The organism is Flavobacterium sp. UBA7680 (genome assembly GCF_002482975.1).
GTDB lineage: Bacteria > Bacteroidota > Bacteroidia > Flavobacteriales > Flavobacteriaceae > Flavobacterium.
Map to the genome: position 1 here is coordinate 13,853 of NZ_DLHA01000028.1, position 23,171 is coordinate 37,023.

Here is a 23,171-nt window from a genome sequence, read left to right on the forward strand (position 1 = left end):
CAAACAATTTTCATCAAAAACCAACAAACACGTATAGAAAAGTTATCAATATCACAAAACTGGTTATAATTGTTATTTTTAATGTTAAATTATCATTAAAAATTAACATTAAATTAGGATATTTGAGAGACTAATTTAAACGAAATGAATATGAAAATTAAATTAAAACACTGCTTGTGGTTGTTTTTACTATTTGTACAAATAGCTGCAGCACAAGAATCTATTTCCGGAAAAGTAACTGATAAAAAAGGACTGCCAATTCCCGGAGCAAATATTGTAGTACAGGGAAAAAATATCAGTGCTCAAACTGATTTTGACGGTCTATTTAAAATCGCTGCTAAAAAAGGCGAAATATTGGTTGTAAGCTATGTAAGTTATAAAACCGTAGAAGTTCCTGCTTCTAATAATGTTACAATACAACTGGATGAAGTTCAAAATGAACTTGAAACTGTGGTGGTTGTAGGTTACGGAACACAATCTAAAAGAAACTTAACCGATAATATCGCTCGTGTAACAGCAAAAGATATTCAGCAGATTCCGGTTTCAAACGTACAGAATGCTTTGGTTGGTAAACTGGCCGGGGTTCAAATTACGCAGACAAACGGTAAGGTTGACGGAGGTATTAATATTCGTGTGCGTGGTGCGGCGAGTATTAGTGCGGGAACACAGCCTTTGTATGTTCTTGACGGAATTCCGTTAATTAATGATGATGAATCGAGCAACGGTGCACCAACAAACCCATTATTGACTTTAAGTACCAATGAAATTGAATCGATAGATGTATTAAAAGATGCGTCTTCTGCAGCAATTTACGGTGCTCGTGGAGCAAACGGAGTTGTTTTAATTACAACTAAAAAAGGGCGTGAAGGAAAAGGTACTTTCACCGTAAATCTTTCGCAAGGAGTTAGTGAAGCTACACATAAAAGAAAATGGCTGAATGCAAAACAATATGTTGAATTATTGCAGGAAGCCGGAAGAAACGTTAACGACTTAGAATCTGTTGAAGATGAGTTAGAATACCTATCTCAGGGAACAGACTGGAGAAATGGTGCAGTCGATACAAACTGGCAGGATATTGCTTTAAAAACAGGTTATACTACAGATGCTGATTTTTCTGCTTCTGGAGGAGATGAAAAAACAAAGTATTTCTTTTCTGGGGCTTACAACAACACAACTGGTATTGTGGACAGTAATACGTTAGAAAGATTTACGGCCAGAACAAACGTATCGCATAAAGTTACAGATCGTTTAACATTGGGAATGAACCTGGGTTTTTCAAGATCTTTAATTCACAGGGTTCAGGATGATAACTCATTTTCTTCTCCACTTCAATCAGTTGCTCAGGCACCAATTTCGCCAGCAAGATTAGAAGATGGAAGCGCCAACCCAAATACTGAATATTCAAACTACCTTTTAGCAAAAGATAATACGTTTTGGAAAACGATTATGCGAAGACTTACAGGTAAACTTTTTGCTGAATTTAGAATACTTTCTTCTTTAAAGTTTAATTCTGATTTCTCATACGATCTTTTATCTCAGACAGAAGATTACTGGCAAGGTAAAAACGCTCCTTTTATGGCAACAGACGGAGCCGTATTTGCAACTTCTGTAAATACAGAAAATTATGTTTCGAGTAACTATTTTACATTTGATAAAACATTTGCAGAAAAACATACTTTTAACGTTGTAGCTGGTATGGAATTCAACAAATACAACAGAAGATATCAGGATGTAAATAGTATTTATTTCTCTAGCGATGATTTTCAAACGGTTGACGGTGGTGCCGAAGTAAATGAAGGTCACGGAAGCGAAACGGATTATGCTTTCGTTTCTCAATTTGGAAGATTGAATTATTCTTTCCAGAATAAATATCTTTTAAAAGCCAGTATTCGTCGTGATGGTTCTTCTCGTTTTGGAAAAAATGAACGATTTGGCGTTTTCCCTGCATTCTCTGCCGGATGGGTTATTTCACAAGAAGAATTTTTGAAGGACAGTAAAGCTATTTCAAACTTAAAAATAAAAGGAAGCTGGGGTAAATTAGGAAATGCTGAAATCGGGAATTTTGCTTCTCGTCAGCTTTACAGACCAAATCCTTATAACTTAAAATCAGGTCTTACATTTGATCAGCCTGGAAATGATGATTTAACTTGGGAAAAATCAGCTCAAACAGATTTTGGTTTTGAAATTGGTTTTATAGACCGATTTTCTATTGAAGCAGATTATTACCAAAAAGATACTGACGGGTTATTATTTGAAGTTCCGTTACCAATAAGTTCTGGAGCTGCTTCTATCAATAAAAATATTGGAAAAATAAGAAGTAATGGTTTTGAGCTTACTATCAACACTAAAAATATTGATACCGAAAACTTTAAATGGAATACGAGTTTTAATTTGACAACAAATGAATCAAAGGTAAAATCGCTTCCAAACGATAACAGAGACATTATAGTTGGATACAATATAAACAGAGTTGGAGAAAACATTTCCTCTTTCTATTTAGTTGAATATGCAGGTGTTGATCCTGACAATGGAGATGCTTTATTTTATAAAAACACTAAAAAAGCCGACGGTACACTTGACCGTACTACAACAAGAAATTATAGTGAAGCAGAACGTATTATTGCCGGAAACCCTTTCCCTACTTTAATGTCTGGTTTAACAAACACTATTCTTTACAAAGGTTTTGATTTTACCTTTACGTTTCAGGGTGAATGGGGCGCGAGTATTTATAATTCAGCAGGGATTTATCAATCAACTGCGGCTGATTATTTTGACAACCAAACAGCAGATCAGTTAAACAGATGGCAAAATCCTGGTGATATTACAGATGTTCCTCAAGCCAGATTTGGAGGTTCAAACGGTACACAAGATTCTTCTCGTTACCTTGACAAAGCCGATTTTGTTCGTTTAAGAAATTTAACTTTAGGATATACACTTCCTAAAGATGTTTTGAAAGATTTAGGGATGAGCAGTTTAAGAATTTATTTTACTGCCGTGAACTTATTAACCTTTACAAACTACGAAGGAAATGATCCTGAAGCAAGAAGAGATGACAGCGGAATTGGAGAAGATTTTTATTCAGCACCTCCGGCGAGAACAACTGCAATTGGTGTAAACTTTAATTTTTAAAAAGAAAAAGATGAAAGCAAATAAACTAATCCTATTTATATTTTTCGCTGCGCTTTTTACAAGCTGCGAAAATGAATTAGACATAGAACCTAAACAGAGAGAAGACGCTAACACAACATTAAGTACAGAAACCGGAGTAACAAACGTACTTACCGGAACTTATGCGCTGGCAGCAAACGGAAACGCTTATGGCGGAAGAGTTTTACTTTACGCAGACTTACTTGGTGTAACAGGAGTTTTAAGTACAACAGATTTAAGATGGCGCGGTACTTTTGGCGAATTAAGACAGATGTATAATAAAAACATGTTGTCTGATAACGTCATTATCGAAGGAACTTATGCAAGATTGTATGAGATTATAAACGCATCAAATACGGTTATCGAAAATATCGACAAAGTAAAAGATCCGGACAGACAGGCTGTAATGATTGGCGAAGCAAACTTTTTAAGATCATTGGCTTATTTTGATTTGGTTCGTTTTTTCGCAAAACCATACGAAACGGGTCAGACAAATAATCAACTTGGAGTTGTAATTAGACCCAATGCGATTTACGATTTTAGTGTAGATCTTTCAAAAGAAAGAAGTACGGTTGAAGAAGTTTATCAGGTTATAATTGACGGCTTAAATCTTGCCTACACAAACTTACCTGAAGACAATGGTTTTTATGCCGATAAATATGCTGCACAAGCTTTATTAGCAAGAGTGTATTTACAGCAAGGCAGATACGCTTTAGCCAGAGATGCGGCAAATGACGTTATTGAAAACAGCGGACATGCATTATCTCAAAACTATGGAGCTGCTTTTAATCATGACACAGATCAGGCAGAAGATGTTTTCTCAATTCAAATCACCAAACAAACGGGTGTAAATGATGCAGTAACTTTTTATGCTTCTGAAGGTAACGGAGGACGCGGTGGAGATTTTTCTATTCGTGATGCTTATTTGGAAAAATTTAGTGATCCTGATGACAGAGCAGAGTTTATCTACGAAAACGAAGATAACGGTAGAATTTTAACTTCTAAATTTACTGATCAGTTTGCCAATGTTGGAATTATTCGTCTGGCCGAAATGTATTTAATTAGAGCAGAAGGAAATTTTGAAGAAGGAACTGCAATTGGAAACGCTCCTGTTGATGATATCAATATTATCAGAGAAAGAGCTCATGCTGATGATTTAGCTACGGTTACAATCGATGATATTTTATTAGAAAGAGAATTAGAACTTGGAATGGAAGGATTTTTAATTCACGACATTAAAAGAACTAAACGTTCCATTTTAACTGAAACTCCAGATGGAGATCCGTTATTATTAACTTATGATGCTGATAAATTAGTATTCCCAATTCCGTTAAAAGAAACAGATGCTAACAAAAAAATCACTCAAAATCCGGGTTATAGAATTTAATAATCATATATAAAATAAAAAAAGCCATTCTCCCCACAGAATGGCTTTTTCATTTTAATAACAGATTCTAAGTAATATTTAAAAAGGTATTTTTTATCAAATCACACTAAGCTTTAACCCGCATTTTTGTTATATTAAAAAGACGTGTAAAATCTACACCCCAAAACTACTCAGTAACTTGATTTATAAATTATATAATTATTGTCATTTGTTATATAATTTTAATCTCATAAAAAAGCTGCATTATAAATGCAGCTTCCTTAATTAATAAATTGTAACCTTTTATAATTTAAATTCATTCAAAGATTTCTCAATGATTTCAAGACATTCTTTAATTTGATCTTCTGTCATAACTAATGGCGGAGCAAATCTAATTTTGTTTCCGTGTGTAGGTTTTGCCAATAATCCGTTGTCTCTAAATTTCAGGCAGATTTCCCAAGCCAAATCAGAATCTTCACCGCTGTTAATCACAATCGCATTCAAAAGACCTTTACCGCGAACAAGTGTAATTAAGTTATTTCTCTCAGCAATTTCGTTTAAACCTTTTCTTAAAATAACGCCTAAACGTTCTGCGTTTTCAGCCAGTTTTTCATCTTTTACCACTTCAAGAGCTGCAATGGCAACTGCTGCCGCAACAGGATTTCCACCAAAAGTAGATCCGTGTTGACCTGGTTTAATGACATTCATGATTTCGTTGTTACACAAAACTGCCGAAACCGGATAAACACCGCCAGAAATTGCTTTTCCTAAAATTAAAATATCCGGCTGCACATTTTCATGGTGAACTGCTAATAATTTTCCCGTACGTGCAATTCCGGTTTGAACTTCATCAGCAATAAATAAAACATTATGTTTCTCACACAATGCTTTTGCTTTCGCCAAATATCCTTCTGACGGAACATAAACTCCAGCTTCACCCTGAATTGGTTCCACTAAAAATCCCGCTATATTTTTTGATGATTCCAAAGCTTTTTCAAGAGCTTCAAGATTATCGTATTCAATTTTTATAAATCCATCTGTAAACGGTCCAAAGTTTTTACGAGCCGTTTCATCATTCGAAAATGAAATGATTGTAGTAGTTCTTCCGTGAAAATTATTCTCGCAAACAATAACCTGCGCCTGATTTTCAGGAATACCTTTTACTTCATACGCCCATTTTCTGCACACTTTCAAAGCAGTTTCAACTGCTTCTGCACCAGTATTCATTGGCAGTACTTTATCAAAACCAAAATACTTCGTGATGTATTCTTCGTAATTTCCTAATTTATCATTGTAAAAAGCACGAGAAGTCAGCGTTAAAGTCTGCGCCTGATCAACCATTGCTTTTACAATTTTAGGATGGCAGTGTCCTTGGTTTACTGCAGAATAAGCCGATAAAAAATCGTAGTATTTTTTCCCGTCAACATCCCATACATAAACTCCTTCTCCTCTTTCTAAAACCACAGGAAGCGGATGATAATTATGAGCACCGTATTTATTCTCTTTTTCAATCAAAATTTCTGATTTTGACGAAAGGGTGTTTTCTGTATGTGTCATGATATTTAATTTTAAAAAAGCAAAAGTAATAAATTTTTCAAATCTACAAGCTTAAAAAGTGCATTTTGACTTTGTATTAACGATTATAAAGTCAAAATATATGCTTTTAAAACAATTTAGAATCAAATTTAATTTTTAGAAATTTTGACTTTATAATCTTTTATTAAAAAAAATGGCTACTTTTATGGTTATATAGTGTAGTCCCTACGGGACAATTTGTTGGGGCGCTATATTTAATGCTACCGATATTTTATCTCTACGAGATATTTTTGAAATAATGGATAAATATCATGAAACGGTAATATCATCAATAATCCATGATATGATTATTAGAAATAAAATCAATAGCAACGCAACTCCGTTAGGAGTTAAATATCGGTAGAAAAAACAATTTGATCACGTTAAAATGTCCCGTAGGGACTATATAAAACAGATTTATTTCAAACAAAATATTTTGAAAATAAACGTTTAGCAGCACAACTCCGTTAGGAGTTAGATATCGGTAGAAATCAAAGAATAAGACAACGTTAAAATGTCCCATAGGGACTATACAATAAAAAACGAATTTATTTCAAACAAAATATTTAAAAAATAAAACATTTAGCAACTTAACTCCGAGGAGTTACAGATCGGTAGAAAAAAAATAATTTAATCACGTTAAAATGTCCCATAGGGACATATGATAACACATATTTATTTTCAAAAACAATATTTGAAAAAATAAAATTTACATTACAAAATGGATAATTTAGACGAATTTGATATCAACATAATTAAAGAATTAGAAAAAGACGGAAGAATGGCTTTTTCTGCCATTGCGGCCAATTTGAAAATATCAAATACAATGGTGCATCAACGCATTAACCGATTAATGGAACAAGGAATAATTGGCGGTATAAAACCCATTATTCAGGAGAAAAAAATTGGATTTGACTGGGCGTCTTTTACCGGAATTACTTTAAACAAAGATTCTGATTCGGATAGAATTATCGAAGAATTAAAAAATATTCCCGAAATTACAGAATGTTATTATGTAACGGGATCTTTTACACTTTACATCAAAATTGTAGCAAAAAACCACGAACATATGCGAAGAATCCTTTACGAAAAAATCGACAATATTCCTGGAATCGCAAAAACAGATTCTATTATTGAATTAGGCTGCGCTTTTAAAAGAAATATCATTTTATAATTAACTTATCTGGTGAAATATGCGTTTACGAATACTAATCTTTTTTACATTATTCTTTTGTAAATCAATACTTGTTTCGCAAACGACGGTTTCAAATCCTGTAAAAAGTGATTTTTCTCAAACATTAAATATTTTAGCCTCAGATTCGATGCAAGGTCGAAAAGCAAATCAAAGAGGAGGCATTTTAGCAGGCGACTATATCGCAACTAAAATGAAGTCTTACAAACTAAAACCTTATAACAAGGCTCAAGACTATTTTCAAGTATTTGAAATCGAAGAACATTTTGTAAAAAAAACGACTTTACAGTTTAAAAAAAGAAATCATAAAACTATTTCCCTTTCTTCAGGAAAAGATTTTGAAGTTACTCCGATTGTAAATTCCATTCAAAAAAAACAAATTGAAGTAGTTTTTGCATCTTACGGTTTAGATTTGTTAAAAGAAAACTACGACGATTACAGAAACGTAGATGTAAAAAATAAAGTTGTTATAGTTTTAAGTGGATTTCCAAGCGATCAGGACAGCACTTCTACAACTTATAAAAAATTCAAAAAGATATTTCCCGAAGAAAATGATTTGGAAGAAACCAAACTAAAAACCGCGGTTAGTAAAGGTGCGACTGCTTTAATTATCATTGAAAAAGAAAATTTTAAACCTGAAAACAAAGAAAATGAGGTTTTCCATTCTTTAGAAAACTCAAAATCAGAATCGATTCCGGTTTTTAGAATTCGTAAAGCAACAGCAGAAAATCTTTTTTCAAAAATCCGTATTCCATTAAAAAATGACCTTACTTCTACTTCATTAGAAAAAATAAAAATCAATTTTTCAATAGAATTAAAACATGAACCATCTTATGTTGGAAATATTTTAGGAGTTATTCCAGGAAAAGACACAACAAAAACGATTATCGTTGGCGCGCATTATGATCATTTGGGAATTAAAAATGACTCTATTTATTATGGCGCAGACGATAATGCATCTGGAACTTCTGGAATGCTCGCTTTGGCAAAAAACTGGTCAGAATCTAAAATACAACCAAAATATAACATCCTTTTCGCGGCTTGGACTGCCGAAGAAATGGGACTTTTAGGAAGTGAATATTTTGTTCAGAATTTAAATTTAAAAGATCAAAAAATCCTTCTGTGCATTAATATGGATATGATTTCGAGAAGTGCTCCAGAAGATAAAGCACGTAGAATTCTCAGCATCGGAACCGAAAAAGAAACAGATTATTTAAAGAAAATTGCCAGCGAAAGTAACGCTAAACTTCAAAATCCATTTACATTGGATTTATGGGAAACCAACGGACATTCTGGAAGTGATTATGCATCGTTTACTGCAAAAGGAATTCCGATAATGACTTTCTTTAGCGGTTTTCACGAAGATTATCATACACCGCGCGATATTGATTCAAAAGTAGATTTAGATAAAATACAGGATGTATTATTTATTGTCAACAATTCTCTTTTAAAATTTATAGAAAACCAGCCAAACTAAACCAGGATAAACCATGAAAAATAAGCTACTTATCAAATCGTTTACAATTCTTTCTTTGCTATTAACGAGCTGTTTTGTTCAGGCACAAAATCCAAAAGGAAAATTATTTATTATTGGTGGCGGCGATCGTTCTGATGATTTAATGAAACAGGTTTTAAGTGTAGCAGAACTGGGCAAAAAAGATTATATCGTGGTTTTGCCCATGTCAAGCGAAGAACCGGACAGTTCGTTTATATTTTTTAAAACACAAATGGTAAAGCTGACATCAAACCCAATTGTGATGTTGAATTTCACTAAAGAAACGTCACAAAATAAAACCCTGACTGATTCTGTTCAAAATGCTAAACTGATTTTTATAAGCGGCGGCGATCAAACCCGTTTTATGAAAGTCGTTCATAATACTCCAATAAAAACAGCAATTTTAAAAGCCTACGAAAACGGAAGCACAATTTCTGGAACAAGCGCCGGAGCAGCCGTAATGTCTGAAAAAATGATAACCGGAAACCAAAAATTACAAAAAGAGTATACAGGAACTTTTTCTGTTATTAAATACGATAATCTTGAAACTGATGAAGGTTTGGGTTTATTGAAAACGGTCGTTATCGATCAGCATTTTTTAAAGAGAAACCGTTACAACCGTTTACTTTCTGCATTAATTGAATTTCCTAATTTAACCGGAATTGGAATTGACGAAGCAACCGCAATTATTGTGAGAAATAATAAAGTTGAAGTTGCCGGAGAAAGTGAAGTGATTGTTTTCAAGAATCCAAAAGGCATTGTAAAAGCTAAAAAAGACAATCTCATTTCAATTGAAAAATTAGAAATGAGCATTTATACTGCCGGGCAAAAATTTAATATCAAATAAACATGTTTCAGTATTCTAAAATCTTAAAAACAACTTTTTTAATCTGCTTTAGTTTTCAGCTTTCGGCACAAAAAATCAGTACAAAAGAAAGCAACCGATTAGAAAAACTGGCTGAAAAAGTTACTATAATCCGCGATAATTGGGGAATTCCGCACGTTTATGGAAAAACCGATGCTGACGCTGTTTTTGGATTATTGTATGCGCAATGCGAAGATGATTTTAAAAGAATCGAAATGAATTATATCGAAAAACTGGGGCGTCTTTCTGAAATTAAAGGCGAATCTGTTTTATATAATGATTTAGAAATTAAACTTTTAATTGATGTTGACGAAGCAAAAGCAGATTATAAAAAAGCACCGGACTGGCTTAAAAAACTTTTAAACAGTTATGCCGATGCGATCAACTTTTATCTCTATAAACATCCGGAAGTAAAACCAGTACTTTTAACGCATTTCGAACCGTGGTTTCCGCTGCTTTGGACTGACGGAAGTATTGGTGCAATAAGTACCGCAGATCTTTCTACCGGAGAATTAAAAGCTTTTTACTCTGGAAATAATGATAAAGTAGCGTATGTTGAAAGAGAAAAATATGTTCAAACAGGCTCAAACGGTTTTGCCTTTGCTCCATCAAAAACAGAAAGCGGAAATTCGATTTTATATATTAATCCGCATACAACATTTTATTTCAGGCCCGAAGTGCAGATTTCAAGCGAAGAAGGTTTAAATGTTTATGGTGCTGTAACCTGGGGTCAGTTTTTTATTTATCAGGGTTTTAATGAAAATTGCGGCTGGATGCATACTTCTTCAAATGTTGATGTTGCCGATATGTACGCCGAAAAAATCACAAATAAAAACGGTAAACTATTCTACGAATTCGATTCTAAACTTTTGCCTGTTATTGAAAAAGAAATCACGATAAAATATCTTGAAAAAGGAAAACTAATTCCGAAGAAATTCAAAACCTACGCTACAAATAACGGCCCAATTATGGCCAAGCGCGACGGAAAATGGATTAGTTTAAAATCGAATAATCGTTCCATGACAAGTTTGATTCAGAGCTGGATTCGAACAAAATCGGCCAATTTTGAGGATTATAAAAAAGCAATGGATTTAAAAGCCAATACTTCTAACAATACGGTTTATGCCGACAGCAAAGGAAATATTGCGTATTGGCATGGCAATTTTATTCCAATTCGGGATAAAAATTTAAATTGGGCAAAAGTCGTTGATGGTTCGATTTCTTCAACACAATGGAAAGGGTTGCATGATGTAAATGAAACTGTTCATTTGTATAACCCAACAAATGGCTGGCTTCAAAATTGTAATTCAACTCCGTTTTCTGTTGCAGGAAATAATAGTCCGAAAAAAGAAAATTATATTCCATATATGGCGCCGGATGGAGAAAATTTTAGAGGTGTAAATGCTGTTAGAATTTTCAGTAATAACGAAAAATATACTTTAGACAAAGTTATTGCCAATGGTTATGACACTAAATTATCCATTTTTGAAATATTAATTCCGAGTCTAATTGATGTATTCGAGAAAAATATAAAACCGGAATCTGTTGAATATTCAGAATTAGCAGAACCTATTTCAATTCTAAAAAACTGGGATTATTATGCTAAAGAAAATTCCGTCGCCACAACTTTAGCTGTTGAATGGGCTTATAAATTAGACCCGATTATTCAGAAAGCTTATATCGATGAAGGAGAATTAGATCAGGTTGAAAACACTAAAAACTTTGCAAAAAATGCCGTTGCATCGCAAATGATTACGCAGCTGCAAGCGGTTATAAAAGAATTGAACTCAAAATGGGGAACTTGGAAAACTGCTTGGGGCGAAGTCAATCGTTTTCAGCGTTCAAGCGGCGAAATTGATTTAAAATACGATGATAATAAACCGAGTTTACCAATTGGTTTTGGCCCCGGTTCTTGGGGAAGTTTACCTTCTTTTAAAGCCAATTATCAAAATAATTCTAAAAAACGATACGGTTACAATGGAAACAGTTTTGTGTGCGCTGTTGAATTTGGATCAAAAATAAAAGCAAAATCATTATTGGCTGGCGGGAACAGCGGCGACGCTAATTCTAAACATTTTACAGATCAGGCAGAAATGTATAAAAACGGACAATTTAAAGATGTTTTATTTTATAAAGAAGACGTTCTTAAAAATGCTGAACGAACTTATCATCCCGGAAAGTAATTTTGTTCGAAGAAATATGTTAAATAAACCTCGTGAAATAGCTTCCGAGGTTTTTTTGTAACATAATATTTCTGATATTTGTTAAAAATTGTAAAAAAATGAAAAAATTAGCTACCCTTATTTTTGCTGCAATATTGTTTTCAACTACTATGAATGCACAATTAAAACCCGTAAAATATGCTGAAGGAAGTCAGGCATTAAATGGTCTGTTTATAAAATCTGCTAAAAAGAGCGCTAACAATCCCGGAATCTTGCTTTTACCAGCTTGGTTAGGAATTGATAATGCATCAAAAGGAATTGCTGCAGAGTTATCAAAACTAGGCTACAATGTTTTTATCGCAGATATTTATGGCGAAGGAAATTATCCAACAAACACTTCTGAAGCAGGAAAACAAGCGGGATTTTACAAAAATAATCCTGAAGCTTATCAAAAACGAATCAATGCAGCTTTGCAGGAATTAGTAAAGTCTGGAGCAAATGCTGATAATATTGTTGCTATTGGTTATTGTTTTGGAGGAACTGGAGTTCTTGAAGCAGTTCGTGGACATCTTAATGTAAAAGGAATTGCCTCTTTTCACGGCGGTTTAGGTAAAGATGCTGCAAGAAAAACAGAACCAACTTCAGTTAAAGTTTTAATTTGTCACGGAGCTGATGATCCGTTTGTTCCAAAAGAAGAAATTGCATCATTTCAACAAGAAATGCGTGATGCGAAAGCCGACTGGGAAATGATTTATTATGCAAATTCGGTACACTCTTTTACAAATCCAGAAGCCGGAAATGATAATTCAAAAGGTGCTGCTTATAATGCCGTTGCAGCAAAAAGATCTTTTGAGCATTTACAGCTTTTTTTAAACGAAGTTCTTAAAAAATAATACATTTTATGGACCACGGATGACACTGATTAAACGAGTTTGCACTGATTTTTTAAATTATAATTTGTGAAAAAAAAACCAGTGCAAACTCGTTTAACCCGTATAATCCGTGGGCAAACCAATAACCAAAATAAAATCAACCAAAAATAACCAATGTCACATAACAAAATTAGAGAAGACAAAACCTGTTTAAACTGCAGGCATGTTGTTGAGCAAAAATTTTGTCCAAACTGCGGACAGGAAAATTCAGATTCCAGAAAAACATTCCACCATTTGTTTATTCACTTCTTTGAAGATTTAACGCATTATGAAAATGCTTTTTGGAAAACAATACGCAACCTTCTTTTCAAGCCCGCAACGCTGACAAAAGAATATCTTTCAGGAAAAAGATTGTCTTATCTGGCACCGGTTCGTCTTTATATTTTTATCAGTTTTATTACTTTTCTTTTAATTGCCATATTTCCAAGTAAAGTAGGAGAACAAATTAGTACGGGTGAAAAAGAAATTTCTACAAAACTCATTAATCAGGATAAAAAGGGAACAAAAAGTGCCTACAAAACACATTTTGAATTAAAATCGATGAAACAAATCGATTCGATTCAAAAGTATGGTAAAGAAGATGAAAAACTCTCAGAATTACAATATTGGGTTTACGAAAAGACAGTTCATGTTACTGAAAATAATACTAAAAGAGAAATTGTAGAAAAATTTATCGAATCGTTTTTTCACAATATTCCTAAAATCCTATTTATAATAATGCCGTTTTTTGCTTTCTTTCTCTGGATTTTCCATAACAAAAAGAAATGGTATTATTTTGATCACGGAATTTTTACCCTGCATTATTTCTCTTTTTTACTGCTTATTTTCCTCATTATGTTTATCATACAGAGGGTCATCGGATTATTTGGCGAAGACAGTCCAATTAGTTTCATTTCGGATATAACTAACACTGTTGGTTCAATATGGATGTGTTACTATTTTTATCCGGCGCACCATCGTTTTTATGGAGAAAGCAGAATCGTATCGTTTGTTAAAAGCGTAATATTATTCTTTATTAATTTCTTTTTTATTCTATTTTTACTAACATTTTATGTTTTATACACATTTATCAATTTACACTAATATACTATAATGAAAAAAATTGTAATTCTATTATTAATTGCTTCGGCGTTTTCATGTAAAAATGCGCAGTCTGTTGCTTCGAAGGATAATTCAGATCCAACGAAATACGTGAAACTTATCTCTGAGAAAGACCTTAAAAAAATGCTTTATACAGTTGCTTCTGATGAAATGCAAGGTCGTGAAACCGGATCACCAGGACAGAAAAAAGCGGGTCTTTACATGATTGAGCAATACAAAAAAAGCGGTGTATCATTTCCAAAAGGCGCATCTGATTATTACCAGCATATTCCTGCATCGTATTTAAATGCAAAACGTAATCAAAATTTACCTGATTCTGAAAATATTTGGGCTTACATCGAAGGTTCTGAAAAACCAGATGAAGTTTTGGTAATTTCAGCTCACTACGATCACGTAGGTATTAAAGATGGTGAAGTTTATAACGGAGCTGATGACGATGGTTCTGGAACTGTTGCTGTTATCGAAATGGCTAAAGCTTTCGCGAAAGCTAAAAAACAAGGCCACGGACCAAAACGTTCTATCTTGTTTTTACACGTAACTGGTGAAGAGCACGGTTTACACGGATCTCGTTTTTATTCTGAAAATCCTTTGTTTCCTATTGCAAACACGATTTCAGATATCAACATTGATATGATCGGACGCCGCGATGTTGAACATGCTAACACAAACAATTATGTGTATGTAATTGGTGCTGACAGATTATCATCTGACTTACACAATGCGGTTGTGGCTCAAAATGAAAAATACATCAAAATGGACTTAGATTTTAAATTTAATGATCCAGCAGATCCAAATCATTTTTACGAGCGTTCTGACCACTATAACTTCGCTAAACACGGTATTCCGGCAATTTTCTTCTTCAACGGAGTTCACGAAGATTACCACGGAAAAGGCGACGAACCTCAAAAAATCGAATACGATGCTTTAACCAAAAGAACAAAACTGGCTTTCGTACTGGCTTGGGAATTAGCGAATAGAGAGAATAGACCGGTGGTTGATAAACCGATTAAATAAGTTGCTAAGGTTCTGAGATGCTAAGATTCTAAGATTTTTTTAAAGATTCTAAGTTGCTGAGTTTCTAAGATAAAAACAAAAAGGGATGAGTTTAATAAACTCATCCCTTTTTTATATTGTGAACTAAAGTCAAAGAAAAACTTAGAATCTTAGCATCTCAGAACCTTAGCAACTTTTTCCTTAGTCATTCATAGAAATCAAAAACTCTTCATTATTTTTTGTTTTCTTGAAACGGTCGTTTACAAAATCCATAGATTCTACTGGGTTCATATCAGATAGATATTTACGCATGATCCACATTCTTTGTAATGTTTTCTCGTCAAGTAATAAGTCATCGCGACGTGTACTTGAAGAAGTAAGATCGATTGCAGGGAAAATACGTTTGTTCGCAATTTTACGATCTAACTGAAGTTCCATGTTACCTGTTCCTTTAAATTCTTCAAAAATCACCTCATCCATTTTAGAACCTGTTTCTGTCAATGCAGTTGCAATGATACTTAACGAACCTCCGTTTTCAACATTTCTAGCCGCTCCAAAGAAACGTTTTGGTTTTTGTAATGCATTAGCATCAACACCACCACTTAACACTTTTCCAGATGCTGGCTGCACTGTATTGTAAGCTCTTGCTAAACGTGTAATCGAATCTAAAAGAATAACAACATCGTGTCCGCATTCAACCAAACGTTTTGCTTTTTCAAGCACGATATTGGCAATTTTCACGTGTTCCTGCGGTTCTCTGTCAAAAGTTGACGCAATAACTTCTCCACGAACACTTCTCTGCATATCGGTAACCTCTTCAGGACGCTCATCGATCAAAAGAACGATCAAATAAACTTCTGGATGGTTAGCCGCAATTGCATTGGCAATGTCTTTTAAAAGCATTGTTTTACCCGTTTTTGGCTGTGCAACGATCATTCCACGCTGTCCTTTTCCAATAGGAGAAAACAAATCGATAATACGGGTTGATATAGAACTGCCTTTTTCGGCTAATTTGAATTTTTCAGAAGGAAAAACTGGAGTCAGGTGTTCAAAAGAAACTCTGTCACGAACAACCTGAGGATCATGTCCGTTGATTTTTAATACACGAACAAGTGGGAAAAATTTCTCGCCTTCTTTTGGAGGACGAACCACACCTTTTACGGTATCTCCGGTTTTTAAACCAAATAATCTGATTTGTGAAGTTGATAAATAAATATCATCCGGTGAAGCTAAATAATTATAATCAGAAGAACGCAAAAATCCGTAACCATCAGGCATCATTTCAAGAACACCTTCACTTTCGATAATTCCGTCGAATTCAAAATCTGAATCTCTGAAATTATTGTTCTTTTTATTTTTATTGCTTTGGTTTTGATGATTCCCATTATTTCCGTTTCCGTTCCCATTTTGGTTTGGGTTTTGGTTTTGATTCGGATTCTGGTTAGCATTTTGGTTTTTATTCTGATTAGGATTAATCTTTTTAACCGGGGCAGTATTTTCAGTTTTTTCAGCAACTGGCGCTGTTGTATCATTTTCTGGAGCTTCTTCAGTAGAAACTACTTCTTTTTCAGCTTCTTTTTCCTTTTGCAGAGCGACTTTTTTTTCATAAGCTGACTTATTGAATTTTACAATTTTAGGTCCTTTTTTCTCTGGAGTTTTAGTTTCGACAGCTTCTTCAGCTTGAGCTGTCTGCTTTTCTTCTACAGCCGCAGGAGTTTCAATTTCCTTTGGAGCTTCCTCTATAGTATCAAATTCTAGAACCGGAGCATTTTTACTGACTGTTTTCTTTACCGGAGCAATTCGTGCTCTTTTTGGCTTGTCATTGTTTGCTTCCTTTTCTGCAATAGTTTCTGCTGGCGGTGCCGATGCCGCCTCCTGGTGCGCTAATATCTGAGTAATCAGATTGTCTTTTTTAACGCCATTAATCTTTATAGTTTTAGCTAATTTAGCTATTTCTTGAAGCTCAGAAAGCTTCATTTCTTTTAATGCAGAAATATCAAACATGAATTGTTCTATGAGTTTAATTATTTTAAAGGAAATACTGTAAAAAGAATAGGTAGATATTTTTTTTCAATTGCCCGCAGTATGAAGTGCTTACGGTATTATGATGCAATAATACGAATAATATTTAATCATACAATAGTATTTTAAAAAAAGAAAATATATTTTTGTAAAACAATTTTAGATCATGATACAAAGAATTCAAACCGTATATCTAATTCTTACCTTTGTTGTTACAGGGGTTTTAATGTTTTTTATGCCGCTTTGGACATTAAATACTGGAAAAGCTTTCTATTTTATGCAAGACCAGTTTTACACAATTTTACTAGGCTTAAACACAATGCTTACGATTGTTAGTATTATATCATACAAAAAGAGACAAAATCAGTTTGTGATGAACCGACTGAACATAATATTAAATTTAATTTTATTAGGATTATTTGTTTACCGCTCTCTAAATTTATCTGGAGATACAACAACAATTGTATCAGAGAAAGGTATTGGGATGTTTCTTCCTATTGTTGCTATCGTGTTATTAGTTCTTGCTAATAAGGCCATCAAGAAGGACGAAGATCTTGTAAAATCTGTAGATCGTTTGAGATAAACCTATAAACTTAATTTTTTTGTGCGAAGAGAACCCGAATTTACATTCGGGTTTTTTTGTGCTTAATTTTTACTGTAAAGTGAGAAATCTGAAATCATTTTCAAAAATCAATTTTGTAAGATAATTTATTCATAAATTTGCTTTTTGTTCAAAATTATTTATGGCAGATAAAATAAAAATACACCTTGCTGATGATCATCAGGTACTTATTGATGGACTCACCAATTTACTGCAGACGGTTCCAAATTTTGAAATTGTGGGCAGTTCATTGAACGGTATCGCTATATATGATGATGTAATTCAGGATCAGGCTGATATTTTAGTTTTGGATATCAGCATGCCGCAAAAAGACGGAATCGAAGTTTTGAAAGAGTTCAGTCAAAAAGGATTTCCGTGTAAAGTCATAATTTTATCGAGTTATGATGATCTAAAAATCATTAAAGAAGTAATGAAACTGGGCGCCAAAGGCAATTTAACCAAAAAATGCGCAGGCGAAAATATCATTGAAGCTATCGATGCCGTATATCAGGATCAGGAATATTATTCTGATGCGGTGAGGGAAAAAATCTTTAGCATGTTTTCTCAAAACAACCCCAAATTAAGCAATAATGTTTATACCGAAAATCCCATTTTAAGTCCGAGGGAAATGGAAATCATAACACTAATCTGCTTAGAATACAGTGGAAAAGAAATAAGCGAACAACTTTTTATTAGTATAAATACAGTTGAAACCCATCGCAAGAATATTATGAAAAAACTCAACATAAAAAACACAATTGGGCTTGTAAAATATGCTTTAAAAAACAACTTAATAAACCCATAAATTAAAAATCAAGAGAATAATATACCGAAATATGTTTTTTATTAGAATTTTAATATCGCTTATTATACTTATCTCTATCGGAGACAAGGCTTTGGGTCAGCAAAATAAAACACTAAAAGAATCTACTATTTCTATTGTAAAACCAGCGAAAAAAGAGGTTTTAGAACAATCAAAAAGAGAACAGTTACGAAACAAAAAAGTCGTAAGCCTATTTATTGTTCTAATCGTTATTTTATTTTTTCTTTTCTATCTCGTTTATCAAAACAATAAACTAAAGCAAAAAATTAAGCGAAAAGACACCAAGCAAAAAATCCTTTTAAATGTAATAAATGCAGGGATTGACAGTCAGGAAACGGAACAAAAAAAGATTGCAGCATTTTTACATGATAATATCAATTCGCTTCTCTCTTCTGCAGGATTACATCTGAATGTTTTTACCGCTAAAAACAATATACAATCTGAAGAAATTCAAAAGGCAAAAGCTATTTTATCAGAAACCCACGATTTGCTGCGCGATATTTCACATGATCTTGTGCCAACTCTTTTAGTTCGTTTTGGATTAATTTATGCTTTAGAAGATTTATGCGAAAGAAACTCCAATTCCAGTATTCACTTTGAGTTCACAAGTTCTGTTGCAACAGATACACGATATTCTGAAAAATTTGAAACCAAACTGTATTTCATTGTTTCTGAATTATTCAACAATATTATAAAACACAGCGAAGCGCAAAAAGCCCAAATTTCAATACATGAAAACAACAATCAGTTAATCATTATTATTCATGATAATGGAATAGGTTTTAGTGCCGAAAAATTAAATGAAATTGAAGGTTTTGGTTTAAACCGAATTCGGGTGAGAATAAAAAAATTAAAAGGAAGTTTTTCTATTATTTCGAGAGCAGATGAAAACACAGGAACCTCTATTAAAATAAAAGTTCCAATTTCATAAAGTCTTATTTTTTTCCAATCTCTATAATTTCCAAATCCTTTATTTTATCATCATCAATAACAAAACGAAGCATAGTTCGCATTTGATGAAATCCGCTTTTTCCTGCCGCACCGGGATTCATGTGCAGTAAATTGTTCTTTTTATCGAACATCACTTTTAAAATATGCGAATGCCCGCAGATAAATAATTTTGGCGGATTCGAAGCCATTTCTTCTCTAATACTCGGATTGTATTTTCCCGGATAACCTCCAATGTGCGTAATCCAAACCGAAACATTTTCGCATAAAAATCTGTTATGAAGCGGAAATTCTAATCTTGCCTGCGCATCGTCAATATTTCCGTAAACACAGCGAAGTGGTTTTAGCTTTTTTATGGTATCTGTAACATGCAAATCACCAATATCTCCAGCATGCCAAACTTCATCTGCTTGTGCAACATATTTTAAAATAACATCATCAATATGAGAGTGAGTATCGGAAAGCAGGAGGATTTTTTTCATTCTTTTTTTAAGGGACAAAGGTTCAAAGAAACAAAGATACAAAGGTTTTTTCTGTAGAGGCGCACAGCAGTGCGTCTTTCGTTATGTTTTCATTTCTTTATAAATACAAAAAATCCGATCTGCAAAAACAAAACAGATCGGATTTTTATTTACGTTTGGTTTAGACCTGACAGGTTTTAAAAACCTGTCAGGTCTGTTGTATTGTTTTTATTTCTTCGGATTTTGATTTTTAACTTCTTTCAAATCCTTAGAATCTTTTGTATCCATCATTTCCATTAATTTTAATCCTAATAAACCGCTGATAGAACCATCAGAACCGCCATTACCAGTAATTAAAACATCTGGAATTACTTTGATGTTCCCTTTACCAATTTCCTCGGTTACTTTATATCTCGTAAAGTTATCGCCACCCATTGCGGTAACCTGAAGTTGATATGCCTCAGCAGTCGATTTACCAATTGCCATAATCTTTTCAGCTTCTGCAAGACCGGTTTTTGAGATTCTTTCGGCTTCGGCACTAGCATTCAATTTAGTTGCTTCTGCCTGTGCTCCTGCTCTTGCTTTTGTTGCTTCGGCTTCTGCATTGGCACGCATTTTTGTAGCTTCTGCTTCTGCGTTTACATTCAGTTTTAAACTCGTTGCATCCCCTTCCGCTTTCTTAACGGTAGCATCTGCAGTTCGCTGAGCGATTTCCACACTTTGCGAAGCACGTACAATTTCTTTCTGCATATCTGCAATCGCCGTTTCTTTCTCCATTCCCTGACGTTGTTCTTGCGCCATTCTTTGGGTTTGATATGTTTTTTGCTCTTCTTCAGCCAGTTTTCTGTCGGTTAAAGTTTTCATTAATGAATCTGGCGGAACAATATCTCCAATCAAGGTATCAACTGCATTTACGTTATATTCATCAAGTACTAACTTAATATGATTTTTAGCCGATTCCTGACGTTCTTTTCTGGTTGTCAGGAACGAAATCACATCGCTGTCCTGAGCCGAGTTTCTGAAATAGTTACCAATCGTAGGTTCTAAAACCTGAGAAACTAAGTTATTCATACTTCCGAAACGTGCAATTACTTTTGGAGCTTCTGCTGCCGGTACGTGAATAATCTGCGCAACGTCAAGATTGAATGGGAAACCGTCTTTTGAACGAACCGTAATTGTAGAAAGATTTTTATCTAAATCATGCGATTCGCTTCGTGCGTTTGCCCAGTTTAAAACTAAGTTTGTTGTTGGAACCGCTTCTAATTTTGTTGTGTATTTATTCAACGCATATTTTCCAGGTCCAAAAGGCTCCATCCAAACACCGCGCTGTCCTTTTGAAACAATGTTTCCGTGTTTAAAAGTATCTCCGGTTACGTCTTGTCCGTCTTCTCCAATATAAGAAATCACAACTCCAACATAACCAATTGGCACATCTGTCATTGGGTTCTGCTCAATTAAAACTCCCCATGTATTGATATAGTAAGAACCGGCTAACATAACCTGAGGCTGTAAACCACGATTTCCGCCATGTTCCAAAAACTTATCAAAATCCTGAAAGTTATTATGATCGTTAACAAATTTACCCGCAATTTGTCCCTGCGGAATTGGTTCACCGTCCAGAGCGGTTACAATACCAATCATGTTTTCAAAAATTTTAATTTGATCTGTAATTACAATCTCAAACAAAAATGTGTTAATACGGTAAGAACCCGTTGTGATAAAAGCTGTCTGACGTCCTTTTTGACCTCCATTGTCTAAAAACGCAGTTGCATCCTGAAAATTATCACTATCTACTCTTCTGGCCAAGATTCTTCCGGTTGGAATTTCTTTTCCATCTTTACTTAAAACCAGTCCAATTTTTCCTTCCGGAATTATTGTGAAACTAGTCATGTCGATTGAATACTGCCAAATCCACATTCCCCAATATAAACCCGGAGCCAATGTTTTTGCCTGATAACCGGCTTCGCCTTTTGTAGCGATAATTCGGCCATCTGGTAATGATTTGTCAGTGCCAAACAAAACGAATTTTTTGGTAACTAAACCAATTTTATCTTCTGGAACAATTACCATTCCGAAGAAAACACGTAAAATAAATTTGTAAAAAACAATGGCGAATAATATTAAAAGTATCCACCAATAAGAAGTAATTTCATTCATAGTTTTTGATATTTAGTTGTGCAAACATAGGAGAAATATGAAGTGTTAAAATGAAAAATTTTAAAAATTAACATTTGGAATTTTCTGACCAAAAATGTTAAAAAATGATTTTAATTATATCGTTGGAATTGTCAATTTCTGACACGATTTTTAGCTGAGCAAACTATGATTTGCATTTTGGGAGTTAACAGTTTTTTGGGGAGGTTGTGAGATTCTGAGAAGCTAAGGCTCTAAGTTTTGTTTTTAGATTTTATTGAAATGGATATTTATCGATTTTAAAATATATCAGAAATATTATACCTATATATAATGTGCAATTTTTCCAATCTAGCGTTAGACGCACAGCTGTGCGTCTCTACACATTAATTGAGGATAAAAAAACTTTGAACCTTTTTTAAAACCAATCTGGCGTTAGACGCACTGCTGTGCGTCTCTACACAATACTGACGTATAAAAAATCTTAGAACCTTAGCAACTCAGAATCTTAGCATCTTCAAAAAAACCTTTGTACCTTTGCACCTCAAAACCTCTGCACCTCACAATGAGATATTTTATTCATTTTGCTTATAACGGAACTCATTATCATGGCTGGCAGTTTCAGCCCAACGCTTCATCAGTTCAGGAAACTTTAAATAAAGCGCTTTCGGTTTTATTAAATTCGGAGATAAATGTTATGGGTGCCGGAAGAACAGATACTGGTGTTCATGCTGAGGAAATGTACGGACATTTTGATTTAGAAAAATCAATTGACATTCCGGTTTTGGTGCACAAGCTGAATTCGTATTTACCAAAAGATATTGCGGTTTATAATCTTATTCCCGTTCACGACGATGCGCATTGCCGATTTGACGCTACAAAAAGAACCTACGAATATCATATTAATACAGTAAAAAATCCGTTTTTAGAGGAATTGAGCTGGTATGTAAATCAAAAGTTAGATATTGATTTAATGAACGAAGCAGCAAAAATTTTATTAAACCATACCGATTTTCAGTGTTTTTCGAAAGTGAATACAGATGTTAATACTTTTGACTGCACGATTTTTGAGGCGTATTGGAAAAATGAAAACAACAAACTGGTTTTTACAATTTCGGCGAATCGTTTTTTACGAAATATGGTTCGGGCGATTGTGGGAACTTTGATTAATATAGGATTACACAAAATTACGCTGGCTGATTTTGAAAATATTATTGCCAGCAAAAACAGGGAAAAAGCCGGATTTTCAGTCCCGGCGCATGGTTTGTATTTAACCAAAATATATTACGACTATCTATAGCTTTAAGCTGTAGGCTTTAGGCTATAAGTTTTAAACTTTGTGCCTAAAGCTTATT

The 23,171-nt window shown here is 33.9% G+C and carries 17 protein-coding genes; 13 read left to right on the forward strand and 4 right to left on the reverse strand.

The features are described 5' to 3' along the window. The first annotated feature begins 150 nt into the window (after positions 1 to 150). Together B3C18_RS10545 and B3C18_RS10550 are read left to right on the forward strand one after the other, a co-directional pair. A complete protein-coding gene (locus B3C18_RS10545; protein ID WP_291146426.1) occupies positions 151 to 3,129 on the forward strand; it encodes a SusC/RagA family TonB-linked outer membrane protein in 2,979 nt (992 codons plus the stop codon). A 10-nt stretch (positions 3,130 to 3,139) separates the two neighbouring features. Beyond that, positions 3,140 to 4,534 (forward strand): RagB/SusD family nutrient uptake outer membrane protein, encoded by a 1,395-nt coding sequence (locus B3C18_RS10550; RefSeq protein ID WP_291146428.1) that lies wholly within the window; start codon positions 3,140 to 3,142, stop codon positions 4,532 to 4,534. A 282-nt stretch (positions 4,535 to 4,816) separates the two neighbouring features. Here B3C18_RS10550 and rocD read toward each other — a convergent pair whose 3' ends face one another. Then, positions 4,817 to 6,070 (reverse strand): ornithine--oxo-acid transaminase, encoded by a 1,254-nt coding sequence (gene rocD, locus B3C18_RS10555; protein ID WP_256635532.1) that lies wholly within the window; start codon positions 6,068 to 6,070, stop codon positions 4,817 to 4,819. Between the two features lie 739 nt (positions 6,071 to 6,809). Here rocD and B3C18_RS10560 point away from each other — a divergent pair. From B3C18_RS10560 to B3C18_RS10590, 7 genes are all read left to right on the forward strand, one after another. After that, on the forward strand, positions 6,810 to 7,262 hold the full coding sequence (locus tag B3C18_RS10560; RefSeq protein WP_291146431.1) for an Lrp/AsnC family transcriptional regulator: 453 nt from the start codon (positions 6,810 to 6,812) through the stop codon (positions 7,260 to 7,262). Between the two features lie 19 nt (positions 7,263 to 7,281). Beyond that, positions 7,282 to 8,757: a M20/M25/M40 family metallo-hydrolase gene (locus B3C18_RS10565; RefSeq protein WP_291146433.1), complete on the forward strand. Its 1,476-nt coding sequence runs from the start codon at positions 7,282 to 7,284 to the stop codon at positions 8,755 to 8,757. Between the two features lie 13 nt (positions 8,758 to 8,770). Further along, complete coding sequence (locus B3C18_RS10570) at positions 8,771 to 9,622, forward strand: cyanophycinase (RefSeq protein ID WP_291146435.1); 852 nt, start codon at positions 8,771 to 8,773, stop codon at positions 9,620 to 9,622. 2 nt (positions 9,623 to 9,624) lie between these two features. After that, positions 9,625 to 11,823, forward strand: a complete 2,199-nt coding sequence (locus B3C18_RS10575; protein ID WP_291146437.1) for a penicillin acylase family protein — start codon at positions 9,625 to 9,627, stop codon at positions 11,821 to 11,823. A 98-nt stretch (positions 11,824 to 11,921) separates the two neighbouring features. After that, positions 11,922 to 12,695 (forward strand): dienelactone hydrolase family protein, encoded by a 774-nt coding sequence (locus tag B3C18_RS10580; protein ID WP_291146439.1) that lies wholly within the window; start codon positions 11,922 to 11,924, stop codon positions 12,693 to 12,695. A 153-nt stretch (positions 12,696 to 12,848) separates the two neighbouring features. Continuing rightward, complete coding sequence (locus tag B3C18_RS10585; RefSeq protein WP_291146441.1) at positions 12,849 to 13,817, forward strand: DUF3667 domain-containing protein; 969 nt, start codon at positions 12,849 to 12,851, stop codon at positions 13,815 to 13,817. Between the two features lie 9 nt (positions 13,818 to 13,826). Continuing rightward, positions 13,827 to 14,849 (forward strand): M28 family peptidase, encoded by a 1,023-nt coding sequence (locus B3C18_RS10590; RefSeq protein ID WP_291146442.1) that lies wholly within the window; start codon positions 13,827 to 13,829, stop codon positions 14,847 to 14,849. Positions 14,850 to 15,029: 180 nt separating this feature from the next. Here B3C18_RS10590 and rho read toward each other — a convergent pair whose 3' ends face one another. Beyond that, positions 15,030 to 16,832: a transcription termination factor Rho gene (gene rho, locus B3C18_RS10595; protein ID WP_291146444.1), complete on the reverse strand. Its 1,803-nt coding sequence runs from the start codon at positions 16,830 to 16,832 to the stop codon at positions 15,030 to 15,032. 184 nt (positions 16,833 to 17,016) lie between these two features. On the opposite strand from rho, the gene B3C18_RS10600 reads away from it, so the two are divergent. The 3 genes from B3C18_RS10600 (at position 17,017) to B3C18_RS10610 (ending at position 19,205) form a co-directional block, all read left to right on the forward strand. Then, positions 17,017 to 17,433: a DUF4293 domain-containing protein gene (locus B3C18_RS10600; RefSeq protein WP_291146446.1), complete on the forward strand. Its 417-nt coding sequence runs from the start codon at positions 17,017 to 17,019 to the stop codon at positions 17,431 to 17,433. A gap of 160 nt (positions 17,434 to 17,593) precedes the next feature. Further along, a complete protein-coding gene (locus tag B3C18_RS10605) occupies positions 17,594 to 18,256 on the forward strand; it encodes a response regulator (protein WP_291146448.1) in 663 nt (220 codons plus the stop codon). Positions 18,257 to 18,287: 31 nt separating this feature from the next. Next, positions 18,288 to 19,205, forward strand: a complete 918-nt coding sequence (locus B3C18_RS10610; RefSeq protein WP_291146455.1) for a sensor histidine kinase — start codon at positions 18,288 to 18,290, stop codon at positions 19,203 to 19,205. 4 nt (positions 19,206 to 19,209) lie between these two features. On the opposite strand, the gene B3C18_RS10615 is transcribed toward B3C18_RS10610, so the two are convergent. Beyond that, a complete protein-coding gene (locus tag B3C18_RS10615; protein WP_291146457.1) occupies positions 19,210 to 19,704 on the reverse strand; it encodes a metallophosphoesterase family protein in 495 nt (164 codons plus the stop codon). A 207-nt stretch (positions 19,705 to 19,911) separates the two neighbouring features. Further along, positions 19,912 to 21,840 carry an SPFH domain-containing protein gene (locus B3C18_RS10620; protein WP_291146459.1) on the reverse strand — a complete coding sequence of 643 codons (1,929 nt, stop codon included), beginning with the start codon at positions 21,838 to 21,840 and terminating at the stop codon, positions 19,912 to 19,914. A 541-nt stretch (positions 21,841 to 22,381) separates the two neighbouring features. Here B3C18_RS10620 and truA point away from each other — a divergent pair. After that, entirely contained in the window at positions 22,382 to 23,116 is a 735-nt protein-coding gene (truA, locus tag B3C18_RS10625) for a tRNA pseudouridine(38-40) synthase TruA (RefSeq protein WP_291146461.1), read from the forward strand. Positions 23,117 to 23,171 lie beyond the last annotated feature (55 nt).

What these genes read in the sequence shown, in the direction of transcription:
- B3C18_RS10575 (WP_291146437.1), top strand. Translation starts at nt 9,625, where the DNA reads ATGTTTCAGTATTCTAAAATCTTAAAAACAACTTTTTTAATCTGCTTT.
- rocD (WP_256635532.1), bottom strand. Translation starts at nt 6,070, where the DNA reads ATGACACATACAGAAAACACCCTTTCGTCAAAATCAGAAATTTTGATT.
- B3C18_RS10620 (WP_291146459.1), bottom strand. Translation starts at nt 21,840, where the DNA reads ATGAATGAAATTACTTCTTATTGGTGGATACTTTTAATATTATTCGCC.
- B3C18_RS10570 (WP_291146435.1), top strand. Translation starts at nt 8,771, where the DNA reads ATGAAAAATAAGCTACTTATCAAATCGTTTACAATTCTTTCTTTGCTA.
- B3C18_RS10615 (WP_291146457.1), bottom strand. Translation starts at nt 19,704, where the DNA reads ATGAAAAAAATCCTCCTGCTTTCCGATACTCACTCTCATATTGATGAT.
- B3C18_RS10580 (WP_291146439.1), top strand. Translation starts at nt 11,922, where the DNA reads ATGAAAAAATTAGCTACCCTTATTTTTGCTGCAATATTGTTTTCAACT.
- B3C18_RS10550 (WP_291146428.1), top strand. Translation starts at nt 3,140, where the DNA reads ATGAAAGCAAATAAACTAATCCTATTTATATTTTTCGCTGCGCTTTTT.
- B3C18_RS10560 (WP_291146431.1), top strand. Translation starts at nt 6,810, where the DNA reads ATGGATAATTTAGACGAATTTGATATCAACATAATTAAAGAATTAGAA.
- B3C18_RS10545 (WP_291146426.1), top strand. Translation starts at nt 151, where the DNA reads ATGAAAATTAAATTAAAACACTGCTTGTGGTTGTTTTTACTATTTGTA.
- B3C18_RS10585 (WP_291146441.1), top strand. Translation starts at nt 12,849, where the DNA reads ATGTCACATAACAAAATTAGAGAAGACAAAACCTGTTTAAACTGCAGG.
- B3C18_RS10610 (WP_291146455.1), top strand. Translation starts at nt 18,288, where the DNA reads ATGTTTTTTATTAGAATTTTAATATCGCTTATTATACTTATCTCTATC.
- rho (WP_291146444.1), bottom strand. Translation starts at nt 16,832, where the DNA reads ATGTTTGATATTTCTGCATTAAAAGAAATGAAGCTTTCTGAGCTTCAA.
- B3C18_RS10590 (WP_291146442.1), top strand. Translation starts at nt 13,827, where the DNA reads ATGAAAAAAATTGTAATTCTATTATTAATTGCTTCGGCGTTTTCATGT.
- truA (WP_291146461.1), top strand. Translation starts at nt 22,382, where the DNA reads ATGAGATATTTTATTCATTTTGCTTATAACGGAACTCATTATCATGGC.
- B3C18_RS10600 (WP_291146446.1), top strand. Translation starts at nt 17,017, where the DNA reads ATGATACAAAGAATTCAAACCGTATATCTAATTCTTACCTTTGTTGTT.
- B3C18_RS10605 (WP_291146448.1), top strand. Translation starts at nt 17,594, where the DNA reads ATGGCAGATAAAATAAAAATACACCTTGCTGATGATCATCAGGTACTT.
- B3C18_RS10565 (WP_291146433.1), top strand. Translation starts at nt 7,282, where the DNA reads ATGCGTTTACGAATACTAATCTTTTTTACATTATTCTTTTGTAAATCA.